This window comes from Rhizobium sp. 25PS6 (genome assembly GCF_032464655.1).
Lineage (GTDB): Bacteria > Pseudomonadota > Alphaproteobacteria > Rhizobiales > Rhizobiaceae > Rhizobium > Rhizobium laguerreae.
Genome location: NZ_JAWDIV010000018.1, coordinates 96,591 through 113,160, shown reverse-complemented (window position 1 = coordinate 113,160; position 16,570 = coordinate 96,591). Strand labels below are relative to the sequence as shown.

Here is a 16,570-nt window from a genome sequence, read left to right as displayed (position 1 = left end):
GATATAGCAATGGACAAGATCGTGCCGGCCACGCAATACGACGTCGAAGCCATCCGTCGGGATTTTCCGATCCTGGCGGAGAAGGTGTATGGCAAGCCGCTGGTCTATCTCGACAACGGCGCATCAGCGCAGAAGCCGCAGGTGGTGATCGACGCCATCTCGCATGCCTATTCCCATGAATATGCCAATGTGCATCGCGGCCTGCACTATCTCTCGAATGCGGCCACGGACGCCTACGAGGCAGCGCGTGAGAAGGTGCGCCGTTTCCTCAACGCCCCCTCGGTCAACGACATCGTCTTCACCAAGAATTCGACGGAAGCGATCAACACCGTCGCCTATGGCTGGGGCATGCCGAAGATCGGCGAAGGCGACGAGATCGTGCTCACGATCATGGAGCACCATTCCAACATCGTGCCTTGGCACTTCATCCGCGAGCGGCAGGGCGCCAAGCTCGTCTGGGTGCCCGTGGATGATGAAGGCGCCTTCCATATCGAGGATTTCGAGAAAAGCCTGACGGAGCGCACCAAGCTCGTCGCCATCACCCATATGTCGAATGCGCTCGGCACGATCGTTCCCGTCAAGGAAGTCTGCCGGATCGCGCATGAGCGCGGCATCCCGGTGCTGATCGATGGCAGCCAGGGCGCGGTCCATCTACCTGTCGACGTGCAGGATATCGATTGCGACTGGTACGTGATGACCGGCCACAAGCTCTACGGCCCGTCGGGCATCGGCGTGCTCTACGGCAAGAAGGAGCGGCTTTTCGAGATGCGGCCGTTCCAGGGCGGCGGAGAGATGATCTTCGAGGTCGCCGAGGATATGGTCACTTATAACGACCCGCCACATCGCTTCGAGGCCGGCACGCCGCCGATCGTGCAGGCGATCGGGCTCGGTTATGCGCTCGACTACATGGAGAAGATCGGCCGCGAGGCGATCGCCAAGCATGAGGCCGATCTTGCCGCCTATGCGGTCGAGCGGCTGAAATCCGTTAATTCGCTGCGCGTCTTCGGGACGGCGCCCGACAAGGGAAGCATCTTTTCCTTCGAACTTGCCGGTATCCATGCCCATGACGTCTCGATGGTGATCGACCGGCAGGGTGTTGCGGTCAGGGCCGGCACGCATTGCGCTATGCCGCTCTTGAAACGCTTCGGCGTCACCTCCACATGCCGTGCATCCTTCGGCATGTATAATACCCGCGCCGAGGTCGATGCCTTGGCCGATGCGCTTGAATATGCGCGCAAGTTCTTTGCTTGAGGAGTGTCCGTGATGAGCCTGGACGAAAGCGAACAGAAGATCGACGTGCGCGAAGGCATCGTGCATTCCAGCATTCCGGCCGATGAGCTGGCGCGGCTGAGCGACGACGTCATCAGCGCGCTGAAGACGGTCTACGATCCGGAAATTCCCGCCGACATCTTCGAGCTCGGTCTGATCTACAAGATCGACATCGAAGACGACCGGATGGTGAAAATCATGATGACGCTGACTGCGCCCGGCTGCCCGGTGGCCGGCGAGATGCCCGGCTGGGTCGAAAACGCCGTCGGCGCCGTCGAAGGCGTGTCGGGCGTCGAGGTTGCCATGACCTTCGATCCGCCGTGGACGCCGGATCGCATGTCCGAAGAGGCGCAGGTCGCCGTTGGCTGGTATTGACGTCCCGCGGTATTGATCCGTTTACCTCGGACGACTACATTTGAATCACGATGCACCGGATCTTGACCCCGGTTGCGGAAGGAGAATGAGCCGATGGGCTTTGCAATCATGAGCATGACGGACGGTGCTGCGGCCCGCGTCAAGGCGATTGTCGAAAACTCTGGGCCTGACGCCAAGGGTGTGCGCGTCGGCATCAAGAAGGGCGGCTGCGCCGGGATGGAATATACCATCGACCTGGTGACTGAGCCCAACGCCAAGGACGACCTGATCGAGCGCGACGGTGCCAAAGTCTGGGTCGAGCCGTCGGCGGCTCTTTACCTGCTCGGCACCGAGATGGGGTTCGAGACGACGACGCTCCGCTCCGGCTTTACCTTCACCAATCCGAACCAGACATCGGCCTGCGGTTGCGGTGAATCCGTCGAGTTGAAGCCTGCCGATCTCGCGGCTCTTGCCGCCCAGCGCCAGGGCGAGCCGGCGCATTCCTGATAGCTTCAGAGCGGCGGAAAATTCTCCGCCAGCAAGTCTCCGATGAAATCGGGCGTGCTCAGTCGCGCTTGATGCTCATCAGCATTTCCCACATGTCGGCGCCGGTCTCGAAGACCACGGCGTTTGCCTTATAGCTCTGTTCGGCTTCGATCAGGTCGGTCAGTTCGGTGGCCGGATCGACATCTGACGCCGTCGGGCTGACGACGGCCTGCACGCCGCCTGACTCAACGGAGGTGAGGCTGGTGTTCAGCCTGGCATAACCCGGCGTGCTGCTGTTTGCGATGTTGTTGGCAACCACGCTAACCCGCGTCGTCTGCGCTCGCATTCCCGAAAGAGCAGTGCTCGCAACACCCGATATGCTCATCAGCCATTTCCCCAGAACTGGATGAAATTCTTGTACATGCAAGGGCTTAGGGAATGTTGAAGGCGTTGCGTTAGCAAAGATCTACAGGTTCGCGCATCTTCGTAGCCATCTGTTCCGGATTGGCACGGAACGGGGTCGGGGGCGCGGAGCCATGGTCAGCTTCGCTATCGCGACGCCACCCAGTCATGCCAATCGCTCTCGTTGCCGTTGAACACGTTGAGGTCGATCTTGCCGTCGACGCCTTCGGAAAGGCCGGAGCCGGAATACTGCCAGAAGACCCACTTGCGGCCGGGATAGACCTTGGAGGGATGAGCGGCCACAGAGCGCAGCCAGAAGGGATAGTCGAGCAGTTGGCCCTTCAAATTGTCGCGGTAGAAATCCGGCGCGGTGTAGATGATCGGGCGCTGACCGTAATGGCGCTCCAGCTTGTCCATGAAAACCTGCATCTTTTCCCGGACACGTGCGGGAGAGATGCGCCTCTTGCAGCTCGATTCGCCGTTCCATTCGACGTCGATGACGGGCGGAAGAGCGTTGGCTTCCCTTGGCACGTTGCGGATGAACCAGTCGGCCTGCTCACCGGCTGTCCGGCACCAGTAGAAGAAGTGATAGGCGCCGTGTTTCAGGCCGGCTTCCTTGGCCCGGCGCCAGTTTTTCTTGAACATCGGATCAAGGTGATCGCCGCCGTCGGTCGCCTTGATGTAGACGAAGTTCGCGCCTTGCCGCCGCAACGTCTCCCAGTTGATCTCGCCCTGCCAGCGCGACACGTCGACGCCGTGCACGGCAAGCTTCCTCGGCGAAGTGGAACCGAAGTTGATCGGCTTGGCATCGCGGAACCGGTGGCCGTAAATTTGGCCGCGTGTCGGCGATCTCGTGCCGACATCGGGCATTGCATTGCCGGCGGGATTGGACGGCATCAGCAGCGCGACCGGCTTATCTGTCGGCATCGGCATACCGACCGGCCTGTCGGCGGGCACGAGCGCCTGTGGCTCCGGAACCTCTCCCGCCCAGCGCAACGCCTGCTGCGGCGGGCTTGCCTGCGGCGCAGGATCGCCAACGGCGGCGGCCGGAATCGGGCCGCTCGGCTGGGCGATGGCATTGGTCGTTTCCGGCGACGGCACGTTGCCCAGCACATCTTCGGCGCCAGAACTAGCAGCGCATCCCGACAGGATCAGGGCGGCGAGGAGGATTGCTGGCACTGCCGAGGGACGCATAAGAACCTGCACGCAAAACAAGGGATCGACGGTGATCCATCTTGATGGATGCCGCCTTTCTGAATTGCTAACAGAGACTTGCTAAGAAAGGTTAAATTTGATCCTTCTGCCGCAGAAGCGGCAAGCCCCTCCCAACTCGTGGGAAGGGCTTGCCGAATGGCTGCTACTCAGCCGCCTCCGCGTAGCTTTCCACCGGCGGGCAGGTGCAGATTAGGTTGCGGTCGCCATAGACATTGTCGACGCGGTTGACTGGCGACCAGTATTTGTCGACACGGAAGGCGCCGGGCGGGAAGCAGGCTTGTTCTCTGCTGTAGGGGCGGTCCCAATCGCCGACGAGATCTTCTACCGTGTGTGGGGCGTTCTTCAGCGGGTTGTTCACCTTATCCATTCGGCCATCCTCGATGGCGCGGGCTTCCTCGCGGATCGCCAGCATCGCCTCGCAGAAACGGTCGAGTTCAGCTTTGGTCTCGCTTTCCGTTGGCTCGATCATCAGCGTGCCGGCGACCGGCCAGCTCATGGTCGGCGCATGGAAGCCGCAGTCGATCAGGCGCTTGGCGACGTCATCGACCGTGACACCGGAGCTGTCGACCAGCGGGCGGGTGTCGATGATGCATTCATGCGCGACACGGCCGGCCTCCGACTTGTAGAGCACGTCATAGGCGCCCTTCAGCCGGGTGGCGATATAGTTGGCGTTGAGGATCGCCACCTTGGTCGCCTGCGTCAGGCCTTCGCCGCCCATCATCAGACAATAGCTCCAGGAGATCGGCAGGATCGAGGCCGAGCCGAAAGCGGCGGCCGAGACCGCACCCGAACGGCCGTCGGTTTCGGGATGGCCGGGCAGATAGGGTGCCAGATGCGCCTTGACGCCGATCGGGCCCATGCCGGGTCCGCCGCCGCCATGCGGAATGCAGAAGGTCTTGTGCAGGTTCAAGTGCGAAACGTCGGAGCCGATGTCACCGGGGCGAGACAGACCGACCATGGCATTCATGTTGGCGCCGTCGAGATAGACCTGGCCGCCATGCTCATGCACGAGATCGCAGATTTCCTTGACGGTCTCCTCGAAGACGCCGTGCGTCGAAGGGTAGGTGATCATGCAGCAGGAGAGGTTTACCGCATGCTGCTCAGCCTTGGCGCGGAAATCGTCGAGATCGATATCGCCGTTTTCGCGCACCTTGACGACGACGACCTTCATGCCGACCATCTGGGCCGAGGCTGGATTGGTACCGTGCGCCGAGGTCGGGATCAGGCAGACGTCGCGATGGGTATCGCCATTGGCGATATGATAGTTGCGGATCGTCAGCAGGCCGGCATATTCGCCCTGCGCACCGGAATTCGGCTGCATGGAGAAGGCGTCGTAGCCGGTGACGGCGCAGAGCTTTTCGATCAGGTCGTCGATCATCTCGCGGTAGCCGAGCGCCTGGTCGGCCGGCACGAAGGGATGGATGTCGGAAAATTCCGGCCAGGTGATCGGCAGCATTTCCGCCGTCGCGTTGAGCTTCATCGTGCAGGAGCCGAGCGGGATCATCGAGCGGTCGAGCGCCAGATCCCGGTCGGAAAGCCGGCGGATGTAACGCGTCATCTCGCTTTCGGCGCGGTTCATGTGAAAGATCGGATGGGTGAGATAATCGCTGGTTCGGAGCAGGCCCTTCGGCAGGCGGTAGGAAGGCTCGAAATCGGCAATGGCGAAATTGCCGCCGAAGGCGCGCCAGACGGCTTCGAGCGTCGCCGGCCGGGTGCGTTCGTCGAGGCTCATGCCGATCCCGGTTTCGCCGACCTTGCGCAGATTGACGCCTTCGGCGACGGCGGCGCGCAGGATGAGGCCCTGCATATGGCCGACATCGACGGTGATCGTGTCGAAGAAGGTGTCCGGTTCGACCTTGTAACCGAGCTTTTCCAGGCCCTTGGCCATCAGCACTGCCTTCTGGTGCACCTGCTGGGCGATCGCCTTGATGCCCTTCGGGCCGTGGAAGACGGCATACATCGAGGCCATGACGGCGAGCAGCACCTGGGCGGTGCAGATGTTCGACGTCGCCTTTTCGCGGCGGATATGCTGTTCGCGGGTCTGCAGCGACAGGCGATAGGCGCGGTTGCCGCGGGCATCGACGGAAACGCCGACGAGGCGGCCGGGCATCGAGCGCTTGATGGCATCCTTGACCGACATATAGGCGGCATGCGGGCCGCCGTAGCCGACCGGGACGCCGAAGCGCTGCGAGGAGCCGACGGCGATATCGGCACCCATTTCGCCAGGCGATTTCAGCAGCGTCAGCGCCAGGATATCGGCGGCGACGATGGCTATGGCGCCGGTCTGATGCAGGCGCGAGATGAGGCCGGTAAAATCATGCACATGACCGTGCGTGCCGGGATACTGGAAGATCGCGCCAAAGACGTCGACAGGATCGAGATCGGTGAAGGGATTGCCGACGATGACGCTCCAGCCGAGCGGCTCGGCGCGGGTGCGGATCAGGGCAATGGTCTGCGGATGGCAGTCGGCATCGACGAAGAAGGCCTTCGCCTTCGACTTGGCGACGCGCTCGGCGATCGCCATGCCCTCGGCGGCGGCGGTTGCCTCGTCGAGCAGCGAGGCGTTGGCGACGTCGAGGCCCGTTAGGTCGCAGATCATCGTCTGGTAGTTCAGGAGCGCTTCCAGGCGGCCCTGGCTGATCTCCGGCTGGTAGGGCGTATAGGCGGTGTACCAGGCGGGGTTTTCGAGGATGTTGCGCTGGATGACCGGCGGCGTGATCGTGCCGTAGTAACCCTGGCCGATCAGCGAGACCAGCACCTTGTTCTTGTTGGCGGTCTCGCGCAGCTTGTCGAGCGCCTCGCGTTCGGTCATCGGCGCGCTCCAGACGAGCGGCGCCTTCTGGCGGATCGAGGGCGGCAGCGTCGCGTCGATCAGGCCGTCGAGGCTGCTGTAGCCGATCACCTTCAGCATGTCGGTCATCTCGGCCGGCGAGGGGCCGATATGGCGGCGATTGGCGAAATCGTAGGGCTGATAGTCGGTGAACTGGAATTCTGTCGGCGTCGTCATTACGCAGTGAGCTCCTTGTAGGCCGCCTCATCGAGCAGGCCATCGGCGTCCGCAGCGTTTGCCAGCTTCAGCTTGAAGAACCAGCCGGCGCCCTGAGGATCGGAATTGACCAGCGACGGATCTGCAACGATGGCCGGATTGACCTCGGTGATCTCGCCGTCCAGCGGACAATAGACGTCGGAAGCAGCCTTGACGGATTCAACGGTCGCGGCATTGCCGTTCTTGGAGAAGGTCGCGCCGACTTCCGGCAGTTCGACGAAAACCAGGTCGCCGAGCTGTTCGACGGCATAGGTGGTGATGCCGACCGTCGCAACGCCGCCTTCGATCTTCAGCCATTCGTGTTCTTCGGTAAATTTCAGCATTGTTCGTCCTCTCTGGAAAAGGTTTAGCGTTTGTAGGTCGGTGTGACGAAGGGAAGGGCGCTGACGGTGGTCGGCAGATATTTGCCACGCACCTCTGCATAGACGAGCGTGCCTGCCGCAGCATGGGAGATCGGTACGTAGCCCATGGCGACGGGACCTTCGACGCTGGGGCCGAAGCCGCCCGAGGTGACTTCGCCGATTTCGACCTTGCCCTCAGCATCGGCATAAAGCTTGGCATGGCCGCGCACCGGCGCCTTGCCTTCCGGCTTCAGGCCGACGCGGCGGCGTACGGCGCCGTTTTCGAGTTCGGACAGGATGCGGCCGGAGCCCGGGAAGCCGCCGGCGCGCGCGCCGTTGCCGCGTCGTGCCTTCTGCATGGCCCATTCCAGCGCCGCTTCCACTGGCGAGGTGGTCGTATCGATATCGTTGCCGTAGAGGCAGAGGCCGGCTTCCAGGCGCAGCGAATCGCGGGCGCCGAGGCCGATTGCCTGGACGTCCGGGTGTTCGAGCAGACGCATGGTGACATCCACGGCCTTGTCTGATGGAATCGAGATCTCGAAGCCGTCCTCGCCGCTATAGCCGGAGCGGGAAACAAGACAGGAAACGTCGTGCAGGCGGCAGTGGCGCACGTCCATGAATTTCATCGCCGCGACATCGGCCCAGAGTTCGGCAAGAACCGCAACCGCACGCGGCCCCTGCAGCGCGATCAGGGCGCGATCGAGAAGCGTGATGTCGCACTGGTCGCCGATATGGGTCTGCAGATGGGCGAGATCGGCCTCCTTGCAAGCGGCGTTGACGACGACGAAGAGGTGGTCGTCGAGATGGGCTATCATCAGGTCGTCGAGAATGCAGCCGGTGTCGTCGGTGAAAAAGCCGTAGCGCTGGCGGCCTTCGGCAAGGCCGAGGATATCGACCGGCACCAGGCTTTCGAGCGCCAGCGCCGCATCCTCGTAACTGCCCGACTTCGCCTTCACGATGACCTGGCCCATGTGGGAGACATCGAAGAGGCCGGCTTCGGCGCGGGTATGAAGATGCTCCTTCATCACGCCTGCGGGATATTGCACCGGCATGTCGTAACCGGCGAACGGCACCATGCGGGCGCCGAGCGAAAGATGCAGGGCATGCAGCGGGGTTTTCTTCAGGGCAGCAGTATCGTCCAAAAGACGCCTCCGGGGTTTGCGCCTTCTCGCGAAGGCGCGGGCTCAAATCTGAAGGCGCGGTTGCGCGCTTCTCTCCTGAGCCCCCTCTGTCCCTTTGCCTGAGATTGTTATCCCTTCGGCGAGCGTTTCGAGAACGCTTCTCTCCAGAGTTCCGTCTGCCCCTTGCTGGTCCTTTTGCCTGAGAGTTTCCGGGGCGGTTGCTCCTTCGGCACCGGTGGCGAAAGCACCGGCTTCTCCCAACAAGGTTGGCGCAATTATCCGGCGGGTGCAGCACTTGGCAAGGCCAAATGTCGTGACCGGACAAATTTTTGTCGCCATATGCGGGCTGAGCCGTGATCTGCAGCAAATCTGCTTTTGCATTTCGCGGGGAAAACGGCTATCGCGACATCCTGTTGAAGGGGATTTCATGCGACAGACCGGACTGAAAGCGACGCTCTTCCTGCGCATGCTTTGCGCATTGAGCTCGGTTTTGCTCGGCCTCGCCCATCAGGCGCCGCAGGCTGTCGCCTCCGAAGGTTACGATGCCGCGGCCTATGCGCTGCCCGACGGCACTTTCGCCTCGCTCTGCATCACCGTGAAGGACGCCGACGGCAAGACCGTCGCCTTCAAGTCGAATTGCGAAGCCTGCCGGCTGTCGGCCTCCGTCATCCTGCCGACGCCGGATGCGGGCTCCTGGCTCGAGCGCAAGTTCGCCTCGCTGATCAACGTGCCGATCGAAACCTCAGCCGTTGCCGGTGCAAGCGCCGTCATCCGGCCGAATTCCCGCGCACCTCCCGTCCTCGCCTGATCTGCTTCCGCAACCCATGATGCAGCATGCCGGGCCGCCCGAGAGAAGTCCGCGGCCGGCGAGGAGACATCCGATGAAAACTATCAAAACATCTGGCAAGACATTCGGGCTTGCCGCCCTTCTTTCCGTGACCGCCTTTGCCGGCGCCGAGGCGCATGTGACCTTTCTCAACAGAGAGGCGACGCAGGACAGCACCATTCTCGCTACGCTGCAGGTGCCGCATGGCTGCGACGGCAAGGCGACCACGGAAGTGCGGGTCAAGCTGCCGGAAGGCTTCGTTTTCGCCAAGCCGCAGCCGAAGGCCGGCTGGGAGCTGGAGGTGATCAAGGGCGACTATCAGAAGACCTACGACAATCACGGCGACAAGGTGAAGACGGGCTCGATCGAAGTGCGCTGGAAGAACGGCAATCTCTCCGACGATTTCTACGACACCTTCGTCATCCAGGGTAAGGTATCGGGCGTCGAAGCCGGCACCTCGCTCGCCTTTCCGGTGACGCAGATGTGCGGCGACACGGTCGAGGCCTGGGATCAGGTGGCCAAGGAAGGCGGTGACGCGCATGGGATGAAAAGCCCGGCGCCGCTGTTGAAGGTCGTTGCCGGTGAAGACCATGGTCACGATCATGACGATATGGCCGACATGGACATGTCTGGTATGGCGGGCATGGACATGTCAGGCAAGGGGGCCGCACCGGCCGGCGAAACGGTCAAGGCCGGCGATCTCGAAATCTCCGGCGGCTTCGCCAAGGCAATGCTGCCCGGCCAGCCGGTCGGCGGCGGCTTTTTTACGGTGAAGAATAACGGCCAGGCGGACGATCGCCTGGTGTCCGTCAGTTCGCCCGCAGCTGGCGAGGTTCAGATCCACGAGATGGTGACGAAGGACAACGTCATGCGGATGCGCCAGCTGAAGGACGGCATCGCCATCGCCGCCGGCGAGACGATCAAGCTCGAGCCCGGCAACCTGCACCTGATGTTCCAGAAGGTGAAGTCGCCGTTCAAGCAGGGCGATACGGTGCCGGTGACGCTGACCTTCGAAAAGGCCGGCAAGGTCGATCTGGTCCTGCGGGTGCTGTCCGCCCAAGGCAAATGAAGTAGACTGATTAAACAGAAAAGCCTGCGACTGTAACCGCAGTCGCAGGCTTTCGTTTGGAAGGTGATGGGCCTCAGAAGTCTTCGTAGGATCGCAGCGCCTGCTTCAGGCCGGCCTGCGGCTGGCGGTTGCCTTTGGCCATCAGGTCGAGGGCCACTTCGGTCGACTGGATGATGCTGGAGGGCTCGTCTATTTCCTGAGTGCCTTCGGCCTTCAACTGCCGGTCGGCAACGCGGCGCGCATCGCGGGCGGCGGTGCTCGTCGCGACACGCTGCGGGATTCGGAGCGAGTCGAAGGCAATGGCGGCGGTGCTCGCCGATATGGACAGGAGCTGGGTCATGTCGTCAGCGTATCGGTACGACCTTGGCGCCATTATAAAAAAATTATCGGCATTTTACCGGATGGTAAGAATTCATTCCTTCCCGATTGGAATCGCTGCAGAGTTGCGATAAATCCGGCTGATGATCCAGGCTCTTCTCGTCGCCGTCGGCGGCGCCATCGGTTCTCTTCTCAGATATTATGTCGGCCAATGGGCGCTGAGACTCATGGGTCCGGCATTTCCCTGGGGCACGCTCGCCGTCAATGTCGTCGGCTGTTTTGTCATCGGCGTCTTCGCCGAGATGATTGCGCGGAAGTTCAATGCTTCGGTGGAGCTGCGCCTCCTGCTGATCACCGGCTTCCTCGGCGGCTTCACAACCTTCTCGGCCTTCTCGCTGGATGCAATCTCGCTGTTCGAGCGCGGCGAGGCCGTCGCCGGCGGTATTTACATCGCTGCGAGCGTCGGGCTTTCGATGGCGGCCGTCATCGCCGGGCTCGCCGTCATGCGCGCTTTGGCCTGATTTCTTTTCCGGTTTCCGTTTTGCATGAAAATGCTCTAAAGGCTGCGGCAAGAACGCCGGCTTGGCCTGCGCTGCAATTTCCGAAAGATTTTTTATGGCTGGCATAGAACATATCAAGGTTGAACCCGACGAAGCCGGCATGCGGCTCGATCGCTGGTTCAAGGTGCACTTTCCCGGGCTCGGCTTCGGTCCGCTGCAGAAGCTCTTACGCTCCGGCCAGGTGCGCGTTGACGGTGGGCGTGTCAAATCGGATGCGCGCGTGCAGCCCGGCCAGACGGTGCGCGTGCCGCCGATGGATGTCGATGCGAAGCTGAAATCCGGACCGATCGCCGGCAAGGATCTCAAACATTCGACGGATTTCCAACTCTTGTCGCGCATGGTGCTGCACGAGGACGAAAAGGTAATCGTACTCAACAAGCCCCCTGGTCTTGCGGTGCAGGGCGGCTCGGGTGTGGCCAGGCATATCGACCAGATGCTCGAAGCCTGGACCAGCCCGAAGGGCGAGAAGCCGCGGCTTGTTCACCGTCTCGACCGCGACACATCGGGTGTTCTCGTTATCGCCCGCACGCGCGGCGCGGCGCAGAAGCTGACGGCCGCCTTCCGCGAGCGCGACACCAAAAAGACCTACTGGGCGCTGGTCAAGGGCGTGCCGCGCAAGCACGAGGACAAGATTTCGACCTGGCTCGTCAAGGAGCCGACCGTCGACGGCGACCGCATGCGCATCGCCAAGCACGGCGAGGACGGCGCCGACCATGCGATTTCCTTCTACCGCGTGCTGGAGACGGCGGCACAGAACCTCGCATGGCTGGAGATGGAGCCCTATACCGGCCGTACCCACCAGTTGCGCGTCCACGCCCTGCATATCGGCCATCCGATCATCGGCGATCCAAAATATTTCGACGACGATCCGAATTGGGATTTTCCAGGCGGCGTTCAGAAGAAGCTGCATCTGCACGCCCGTCACATCGACATCCCGCACCCCTCCGGCGGCCGACTGCGCGTCAGCGCGCCGCTGCCGGCGCATATGGTGCAGACCTGGAACCTTCTCGGTCTCGACCTTGCCGGCGCTGAAAGGGACAGCGAATGAAACTTGCCCTTTTCGATTGCGACGGCACGCTGGTGGACAGTGCTGCGCTGATCCACGAAACCATGCGCAGGACCTTCGACAAGTTCGGCAAGTTGGAACCGCGACTCGAAGACACCAAGGCCATCATCGGCCTGTCGCTGGATATTGCGATCGCCCGCATGCAGGGCAGGCCGCATGTGGAGCAGGAAGATATTGACATGACGGCGCATTACAAATCGCTGTTCTCGATCGTGCGTCAGGATCTTGACTATAAGGAGCCGCTGTTTCCCGGCATTCGCGAGATGATCGACGCGATCAGCGGACGCGATGACTTGCTGATCGGCGCGGTGACGGGCAAATCCAGGCGCGGGCTCAAGGTGGTGATGGAGACGCATGGCTTCGACAAGCATTTCATCGTCGCACGCACCGCCGACGATTGCCCCTCCAAACCGCATCCGGCCATGGTGACGGAATGCTGCGATGAAACCGGCATGAATGCCACTGACACCATTGTCATCGGCGATGCGGTTTACGATATGCAGATGGCAAAGGCCGCCGGCGCCAAGGCGATCGGCGTTGCCTGGGGCTATGCCAGCGTGGATGAGCTGATCGCCAACGGCGCTGATGTGATCGCCTACCATCCGAACGAGATATTGCGTCATTTTTCCTGAGGTGAGCCCATGCGCGATCTGCTGAACGACCTTTCCGAAGGCCTGAGCCATCCCGATCCCATCCGCCGCGCGCAGATCCAGATGAAGAAGCCGCTGCCCAAGCGCTTCTATACCGACGTCTCCGTTGCCGAGCACGAGGGCGGTTTTGCGATCACGCTCGACGGCAAGATGGTGCGCACGCCCGCGCGCCAAGTTCTCGCCGTGCCGACTGAGGCGCTTGCGCGGCTTGTCGCCGCCGAATGGCAGGCGCAGGGCGAGGAGATCAATCCCCAGAGCATGCCGGTGACACGGCTCGTCAACACCGCACTCGACGGCGTTGCCGCCAACGCGCAGGCGATCTTCGAGGATATATTGCGTTTTTCATCCAGCGACCTCATCTGCTACCGCGCCGAGGAGCCGGAACTGCTGGTCGAGCGGCAGGCCGAGCACTGGGATCCCGTGATCGACTGGGCAGCAAATGATCTCGGCGCCCGCTTCATCCTCGTCGAAGGGGTGATGCCGCATGAGCAGCCGCGTGAGGCGATTGCCGCCTTCGCCGTTACGCTCGCGAGATATGATAGCCCGATGGCGCTTGCCGCCCTCCACACAGTCACCACGCTGACCGGCTCGGCAATCCTGGCGCTCGCCTTTGCCGAGGGCCGGGTGACGGTGGAGCAGGCCTGGTCGCTTGCCCATCTCGACGAGGATTGGACGATCGAGCATTGGGGCAGCGACGAGGAAGCCGAAGAGCGGCGGGCCAAGCGCTTTGCCGAGTTCAAAGCCGCAGCGGATGTTTTTTTCGCCCTAAGCGCCTGAAACATATTGCCTTCCAATGCATTATGACGAAGTCTGCGACTCCAACGGAGTGGTGCGGGATTTTGCAATGAATTGGCTGAGGTCGTGTTTTTGCCGGGCGACACTCGTCTGTGTCGCGCTCACGGCCTGCGGCAGCCTCTCGGCCACCAAGCCGGAGGCGCCAGTCTATGATGTGCGTAGCGCCGTCGTTCTCTCCGGTCCGAACATGCCGGCCGAGCTGCTTTCCGGGATCAACGACCGCGTCAACGCGGCGATCAACGCCACCGTGCGCGACACCGTGCTGCCGCGGGTGGTGCTGACGATCCGCGTGGTTTCCGTCCAGAAGGGCCTCGGCTTCCAGAAGGACCGCAACGTCGCCAAGATCAGCATCGACGCGGCCTCGGTCGAGGACGGCTCGGTCATCGCCGTCAGCGCCTTCGACGTCACCAGCATCGCTGCCGATCCAAAGCTTGCCGACGAGATCCTGGCCGAGGATGCCGCCGCAAGGATACGCTCGGTTTTCTCACTCAGCGGGCGCGGCGCTAAATAATTGGAGCATGATGTTGTCCGAAAACCGCTCACACCTTTCGGCATCATGCTCTAGCGCATAATCTAACCGCCGGATTGCCGCCCGCAGCGGCGAGGGAGATCGGATGAAGGAAATTCTCGAAGAACTGGAACGGCGTCGCGACGTCGCCCGCCTCGGCGGCGGCGAGGCGCGCATCGCCGCCCAGCACAAGCGCGGCAAGCTGACGGCGCGCGAGCGCATCGATCTCTTCCTTGACGAAGGTTCCTTCGAGGAATTCGACATGTTCGTCGAACACCGCTCCACCGACTTCGGCATGGACAAGAGCCGAATTGCCGGCGACGGCGTCGTCACCGGCTGGGGCACGGTCAATGGCCGCACCGTGTTCGTCTTCGCCAAGGACTTCACCGTCTTCGGCGGCTCGCTGTCTGAAGCGCATGCCGAGAAGATCATGAAGGTGCAGGACATGGCGCTGAAAAACCGCGCGCCGATCGTCGGTATCTACGATGCGGGCGGCGCTCGTATCCAGGAGGGCGTGGCGGCTCTTGGCGGTTATGCCGAGGTATTCCAGCGCAATGTGCTCGCCTCCGGCGTCATTCCGCAGATCTCGGTGATCATGGGTCCCTGCGCCGGCGGCGACGTCTATTCGCCTGCGATGACCGATTTCATCTTCATGGTGCGTGATACTTCCTACATGTTCGTTACCGGGCCGGACGTGGTGAAAACCGTCACCAACGAGACAGTGACGGCCGAAGAACTCGGCGGCGCCGTGGTGCATACGGTGCGCTCGTCGATTGCCGATGGCGCCTATGAGAATGATGTCGAAACGCTGCTGCAGGTGCGCCGGCTGATCGATTTCCTGCCGCTTTCGAACACGGCGCCGCTACCGGAGATCGAATGTTACCAGTCGGTGACAGATATCGATGCCTCGCTCGATACGCTGGTGCCGGCGAGTTCCAACAAACCTTACGACATCAAGGAGCTGATCCGGAAGGTGGCGGACGAGGGGGATTTCTTCGAGATCCAGGCGAGCTTTGCCAAAAACATCGTCTGCGGCTTCGGCCGCGTCGAAGGCTCGACCGTCGGTTTTGTCGCCAACCAGCCGATGGTGCTGGCCGGCGTTCTCGACAGCGACGCCTCGCGCAAGGCGGCCCGTTTCGTCCGCTTTTGCGACTGCTTCAATATCCCCATCGTCACCTTCGTCGACGTGCCGGGTTTCCTGCCGGGTACGGCACAGGAATATGGCGGCCTCATCAAGCACGGCGCCAAGCTGCTCTTCGCCTATGCCGAGGCGACGGTGCCGAAGCTCACCGTCATCACCCGCAAGGCCTTCGGCGGTGCCTATGACGTTATGGCGTCGAAGCATCTGCGCGGCGACCTCAACTATGCCTGGCCAACGGCGCAGATCGCCGTGATGGGCGCCAAGGGCGCCGTCGAGATTATCTTCCGCAAGGATATCGCCGATCCGGAGAAGATCGCCGCCCATACGAAAATGTACGAGGACCGGTTCCTCTCGCCCTTCGTTGCCGCCGAGCGCGGTTATGTCGACGAGGTGATCATGCCGCATTCGACCCGGCGGCGGCTGGCGCGCGGTTTGAAGATGCTGCGCAACAAGGATCTCGCCAATCCGTGGAAGAAACACGACAACATCCCGCTTTGACCATGGCGCGGGCGAATAAGACCGTCCATTCAGGCGTTTAGCTGCTGTCGAAAAAGTGAACGGATGTCAGCAATCCGTGTGTTCAATCCTTGGCGAGGACAGGTTAACGCTCGGCTGTGTCTTTTAAAGAGGGGTTTTAATGTCAACTTTCGACCGTCTTTCCGCCTATCAGTCCTATGGGCTGGCTGCGCTCAGAATCATCACCGCGCTGCTGTTCATCGAACACGGCACGATGAAGCTTTTCGCTTTCCCGGTTGCGCAAATGGAAGGCTCGCTGCCGCCGCTGATGCTGTTCGCCGCCCTGCTCGAGCTGATCGGCGGCATCCTCATTCTCGTCGGCCTGCTGACGCGCCCGGTCGCTTTCCTGCTGGCCGGCGAAATGGCCGTCGCCTATTTCATGGCGCATGCCCCGAGCAGCTTCTTCCCGGCCGTCAACCAGGGCGACGCAGCGATCCTGTTCTGCTTCGTCTTCTTCTACCTAGTCTTCGCCGGTCCCGGCGCTTTTGCCGTCGATAACCGCAAGTCAGCCTGAACGATACACTGAGGGGCGTCGGCGACGCCCCTCAACCTCACATCAGGCGGTAAGCTTGAGGCCGGCGATGCCGGCGACGATCAGCGTGATGCAGGCAAGGCGGGAGACACTTGCCTCATCGCCAAGCAGCCAGATTCCGAGGAATACGGTGCCGACCGTACCGATGCCGGTCCAGACCGCATAGGCGGTGCCGATCGGCAGATGCTTCACCGCCAAGCCGAGCAGCACGATGCTGACCACCATGGATATGACGGTCAGCGCCGTCGGCAGCGGTCGTGTGAAACCCTCGGTATATTTAAGGCCGATCGCCCAGCCACATTCGAAAAGACCGGCGAGAAAAAGCAGAAACCAGGCCATCCGACTCTCCTTGTTC

General features: G+C 61.9%; 19 protein-coding genes and 1 riboswitch. Of the genes, 12 read left to right on the top strand and 7 right to left on the bottom strand.

Going from position 1 to position 16,570, the window contains the following annotated elements; genetic code table 11:
* The first annotated feature begins 9 nt into the window (after window positions 1-9).
* The 3 genes from RWK44_RS24710 to sufA all read left to right on the top strand — a co-directional run bounded on the left by RWK44_RS24710 (window position 10) and on the right by sufA (window position 2,130).
* Window positions 10-1,251 (top strand): cysteine desulfurase, encoded by a 1,242-nt coding sequence (locus tag RWK44_RS24710; protein WP_020050097.1) that lies wholly within the window; start codon window positions 10-12, stop codon window positions 1,249-1,251.
* A gap of 12 nt (window positions 1,252-1,263) precedes the next feature.
* Window positions 1,264-1,644 (top strand): SUF system Fe-S cluster assembly protein, encoded by a 381-nt coding sequence (locus RWK44_RS24705; protein ID WP_003559708.1) that lies wholly within the window; start codon window positions 1,264-1,266, stop codon window positions 1,642-1,644.
* Window positions 1,645-1,737: 93 nt separating this feature from the next.
* A complete protein-coding gene (sufA, locus tag RWK44_RS24700) occupies window positions 1,738-2,130 on the top strand; it encodes a Fe-S cluster assembly scaffold SufA (RefSeq protein ID WP_018072227.1) in 393 nt (130 codons plus the stop codon).
* A 58-nt stretch (window positions 2,131-2,188) separates the two neighbouring features.
* Here the strand turns inward: sufA and RWK44_RS24695 are convergent, their stop codons facing one another.
* The 5 genes from RWK44_RS24695 to gcvT all read right to left on the bottom strand — a co-directional run bounded on the left by RWK44_RS24695 (window position 2,189) and on the right by gcvT (window position 8,255).
* Window positions 2,189-2,494 carry a flagellar basal body rod protein FlgC gene (locus RWK44_RS24695; RefSeq protein ID WP_316029522.1) on the bottom strand — a complete coding sequence of 102 codons (306 nt, stop codon included), beginning with the start codon at window positions 2,492-2,494 and terminating at the stop codon, window positions 2,189-2,191.
* 164 nt (window positions 2,495-2,658) lie between these two features.
* Window positions 2,659-3,705: a glycoside hydrolase family 25 protein gene (locus tag RWK44_RS24690; RefSeq protein ID WP_131665281.1), complete on the bottom strand. Its 1,047-nt coding sequence runs from the start codon at window positions 3,703-3,705 to the stop codon at window positions 2,659-2,661.
* 163 nt (window positions 3,706-3,868) lie between these two features.
* Entirely contained in the window at window positions 3,869-6,733 is a 2,865-nt protein-coding gene (gene gcvP / locus RWK44_RS24685; protein WP_316029521.1) for an aminomethyl-transferring glycine dehydrogenase, read from the bottom strand.
* Window positions 6,733-7,095, bottom strand: a complete 363-nt coding sequence (gene gcvH, locus RWK44_RS24680; RefSeq protein WP_003539971.1) for a glycine cleavage system protein GcvH — start codon at window positions 7,093-7,095, stop codon at window positions 6,733-6,735. Before gcvH ends, gcvP begins: the two co-directional genes overlap by 1 nt.
* Window positions 7,096-7,118: 23 nt before the next feature.
* The gene (gene gcvT / locus RWK44_RS24675) at window positions 7,119-8,255 is read right to left on the bottom strand and encodes a glycine cleavage system aminomethyltransferase GcvT (RefSeq protein ID WP_316029520.1); all 1,137 of its coding nucleotides are present in this window, start codon (window positions 8,253-8,255) and stop codon (window positions 7,119-7,121) included.
* Between the two features lie 156 nt (window positions 8,256-8,411).
* Window positions 8,412-8,504, bottom strand: a riboswitch (glycine riboswitch).
* Between the two features lie 157 nt (window positions 8,505-8,661).
* Here gcvT and RWK44_RS24670 point away from each other — a divergent pair.
* Together RWK44_RS24670 and RWK44_RS24665 are read left to right on the top strand one after the other, a co-directional pair.
* Window positions 8,662-9,042, top strand: a complete 381-nt coding sequence (locus tag RWK44_RS24670; RefSeq protein WP_316029519.1) for a hypothetical protein — start codon at window positions 8,662-8,664, stop codon at window positions 9,040-9,042.
* Window positions 9,043-9,115: 73 nt separating this feature from the next.
* Entirely contained in the window at window positions 9,116-10,129 is a 1,014-nt protein-coding gene (locus RWK44_RS24665) for a DUF1775 domain-containing protein (protein ID WP_316029518.1), read from the top strand.
* A 73-nt stretch (window positions 10,130-10,202) separates the two neighbouring features.
* Here RWK44_RS24665 and RWK44_RS24660 read toward each other — a convergent pair whose 3' ends face one another.
* Window positions 10,203-10,469 carry a hypothetical protein gene (locus tag RWK44_RS24660; RefSeq protein WP_017960595.1) on the bottom strand — a complete coding sequence of 89 codons (267 nt, stop codon included), beginning with the start codon at window positions 10,467-10,469 and terminating at the stop codon, window positions 10,203-10,205.
* Window positions 10,470-10,590: 121 nt separating this feature from the next.
* On the opposite strand from RWK44_RS24660, the gene crcB reads away from it, so the two are divergent.
* From crcB to RWK44_RS24625, 7 genes are all read left to right on the top strand, one after another.
* Window positions 10,591-10,968, top strand: a complete 378-nt coding sequence (gene crcB / locus RWK44_RS24655; RefSeq protein ID WP_131665286.1) for a fluoride efflux transporter CrcB — start codon at window positions 10,591-10,593, stop codon at window positions 10,966-10,968.
* 94 nt (window positions 10,969-11,062) lie between these two features.
* Window positions 11,063-12,055, top strand: coding sequence for an RluA family pseudouridine synthase (locus RWK44_RS24650; RefSeq protein WP_003559680.1), 993 nt, complete (start codon window positions 11,063-11,065; stop codon window positions 12,053-12,055).
* On the top strand, window positions 12,052-12,705 hold the full coding sequence (locus RWK44_RS24645) for an HAD-IA family hydrolase (protein ID WP_131665287.1): 654 nt from the start codon (window positions 12,052-12,054) through the stop codon (window positions 12,703-12,705). Before RWK44_RS24650 ends, RWK44_RS24645 begins: the two co-directional genes overlap by 4 nt.
* 9 nt (window positions 12,706-12,714) lie before the next feature.
* Window positions 12,715-13,500 (top strand): ATP12 family chaperone protein, encoded by a 786-nt coding sequence (locus tag RWK44_RS24640; RefSeq protein WP_168283585.1) that lies wholly within the window; start codon window positions 12,715-12,717, stop codon window positions 13,498-13,500.
* A 67-nt stretch (window positions 13,501-13,567) separates the two neighbouring features.
* On the top strand, window positions 13,568-14,029 hold the full coding sequence (locus tag RWK44_RS24635; protein ID WP_072640728.1) for a hypothetical protein: 462 nt from the start codon (window positions 13,568-13,570) through the stop codon (window positions 14,027-14,029).
* Between the two features lie 103 nt (window positions 14,030-14,132).
* The gene (locus RWK44_RS24630; RefSeq protein WP_020050081.1) at window positions 14,133-15,665 is read left to right on the top strand and encodes an acyl-CoA carboxylase subunit beta; all 1,533 of its coding nucleotides are present in this window, start codon (window positions 14,133-14,135) and stop codon (window positions 15,663-15,665) included.
* A gap of 139 nt (window positions 15,666-15,804) precedes the next feature.
* Window positions 15,805-16,197: a DoxX family protein gene (locus tag RWK44_RS24625; RefSeq protein WP_168283586.1), complete on the top strand. Its 393-nt coding sequence runs from the start codon at window positions 15,805-15,807 to the stop codon at window positions 16,195-16,197.
* Window positions 16,198-16,239: 42 nt separating this feature from the next.
* Here the strand turns inward: RWK44_RS24625 and sugE are convergent, their stop codons facing one another.
* The gene (gene sugE / locus RWK44_RS24620) at window positions 16,240-16,554 is read right to left on the bottom strand and encodes a quaternary ammonium compound efflux SMR transporter SugE (RefSeq protein ID WP_003559670.1); all 315 of its coding nucleotides are present in this window, start codon (window positions 16,552-16,554) and stop codon (window positions 16,240-16,242) included.
* Window positions 16,555-16,570: the final 16 nt, after the last annotated feature.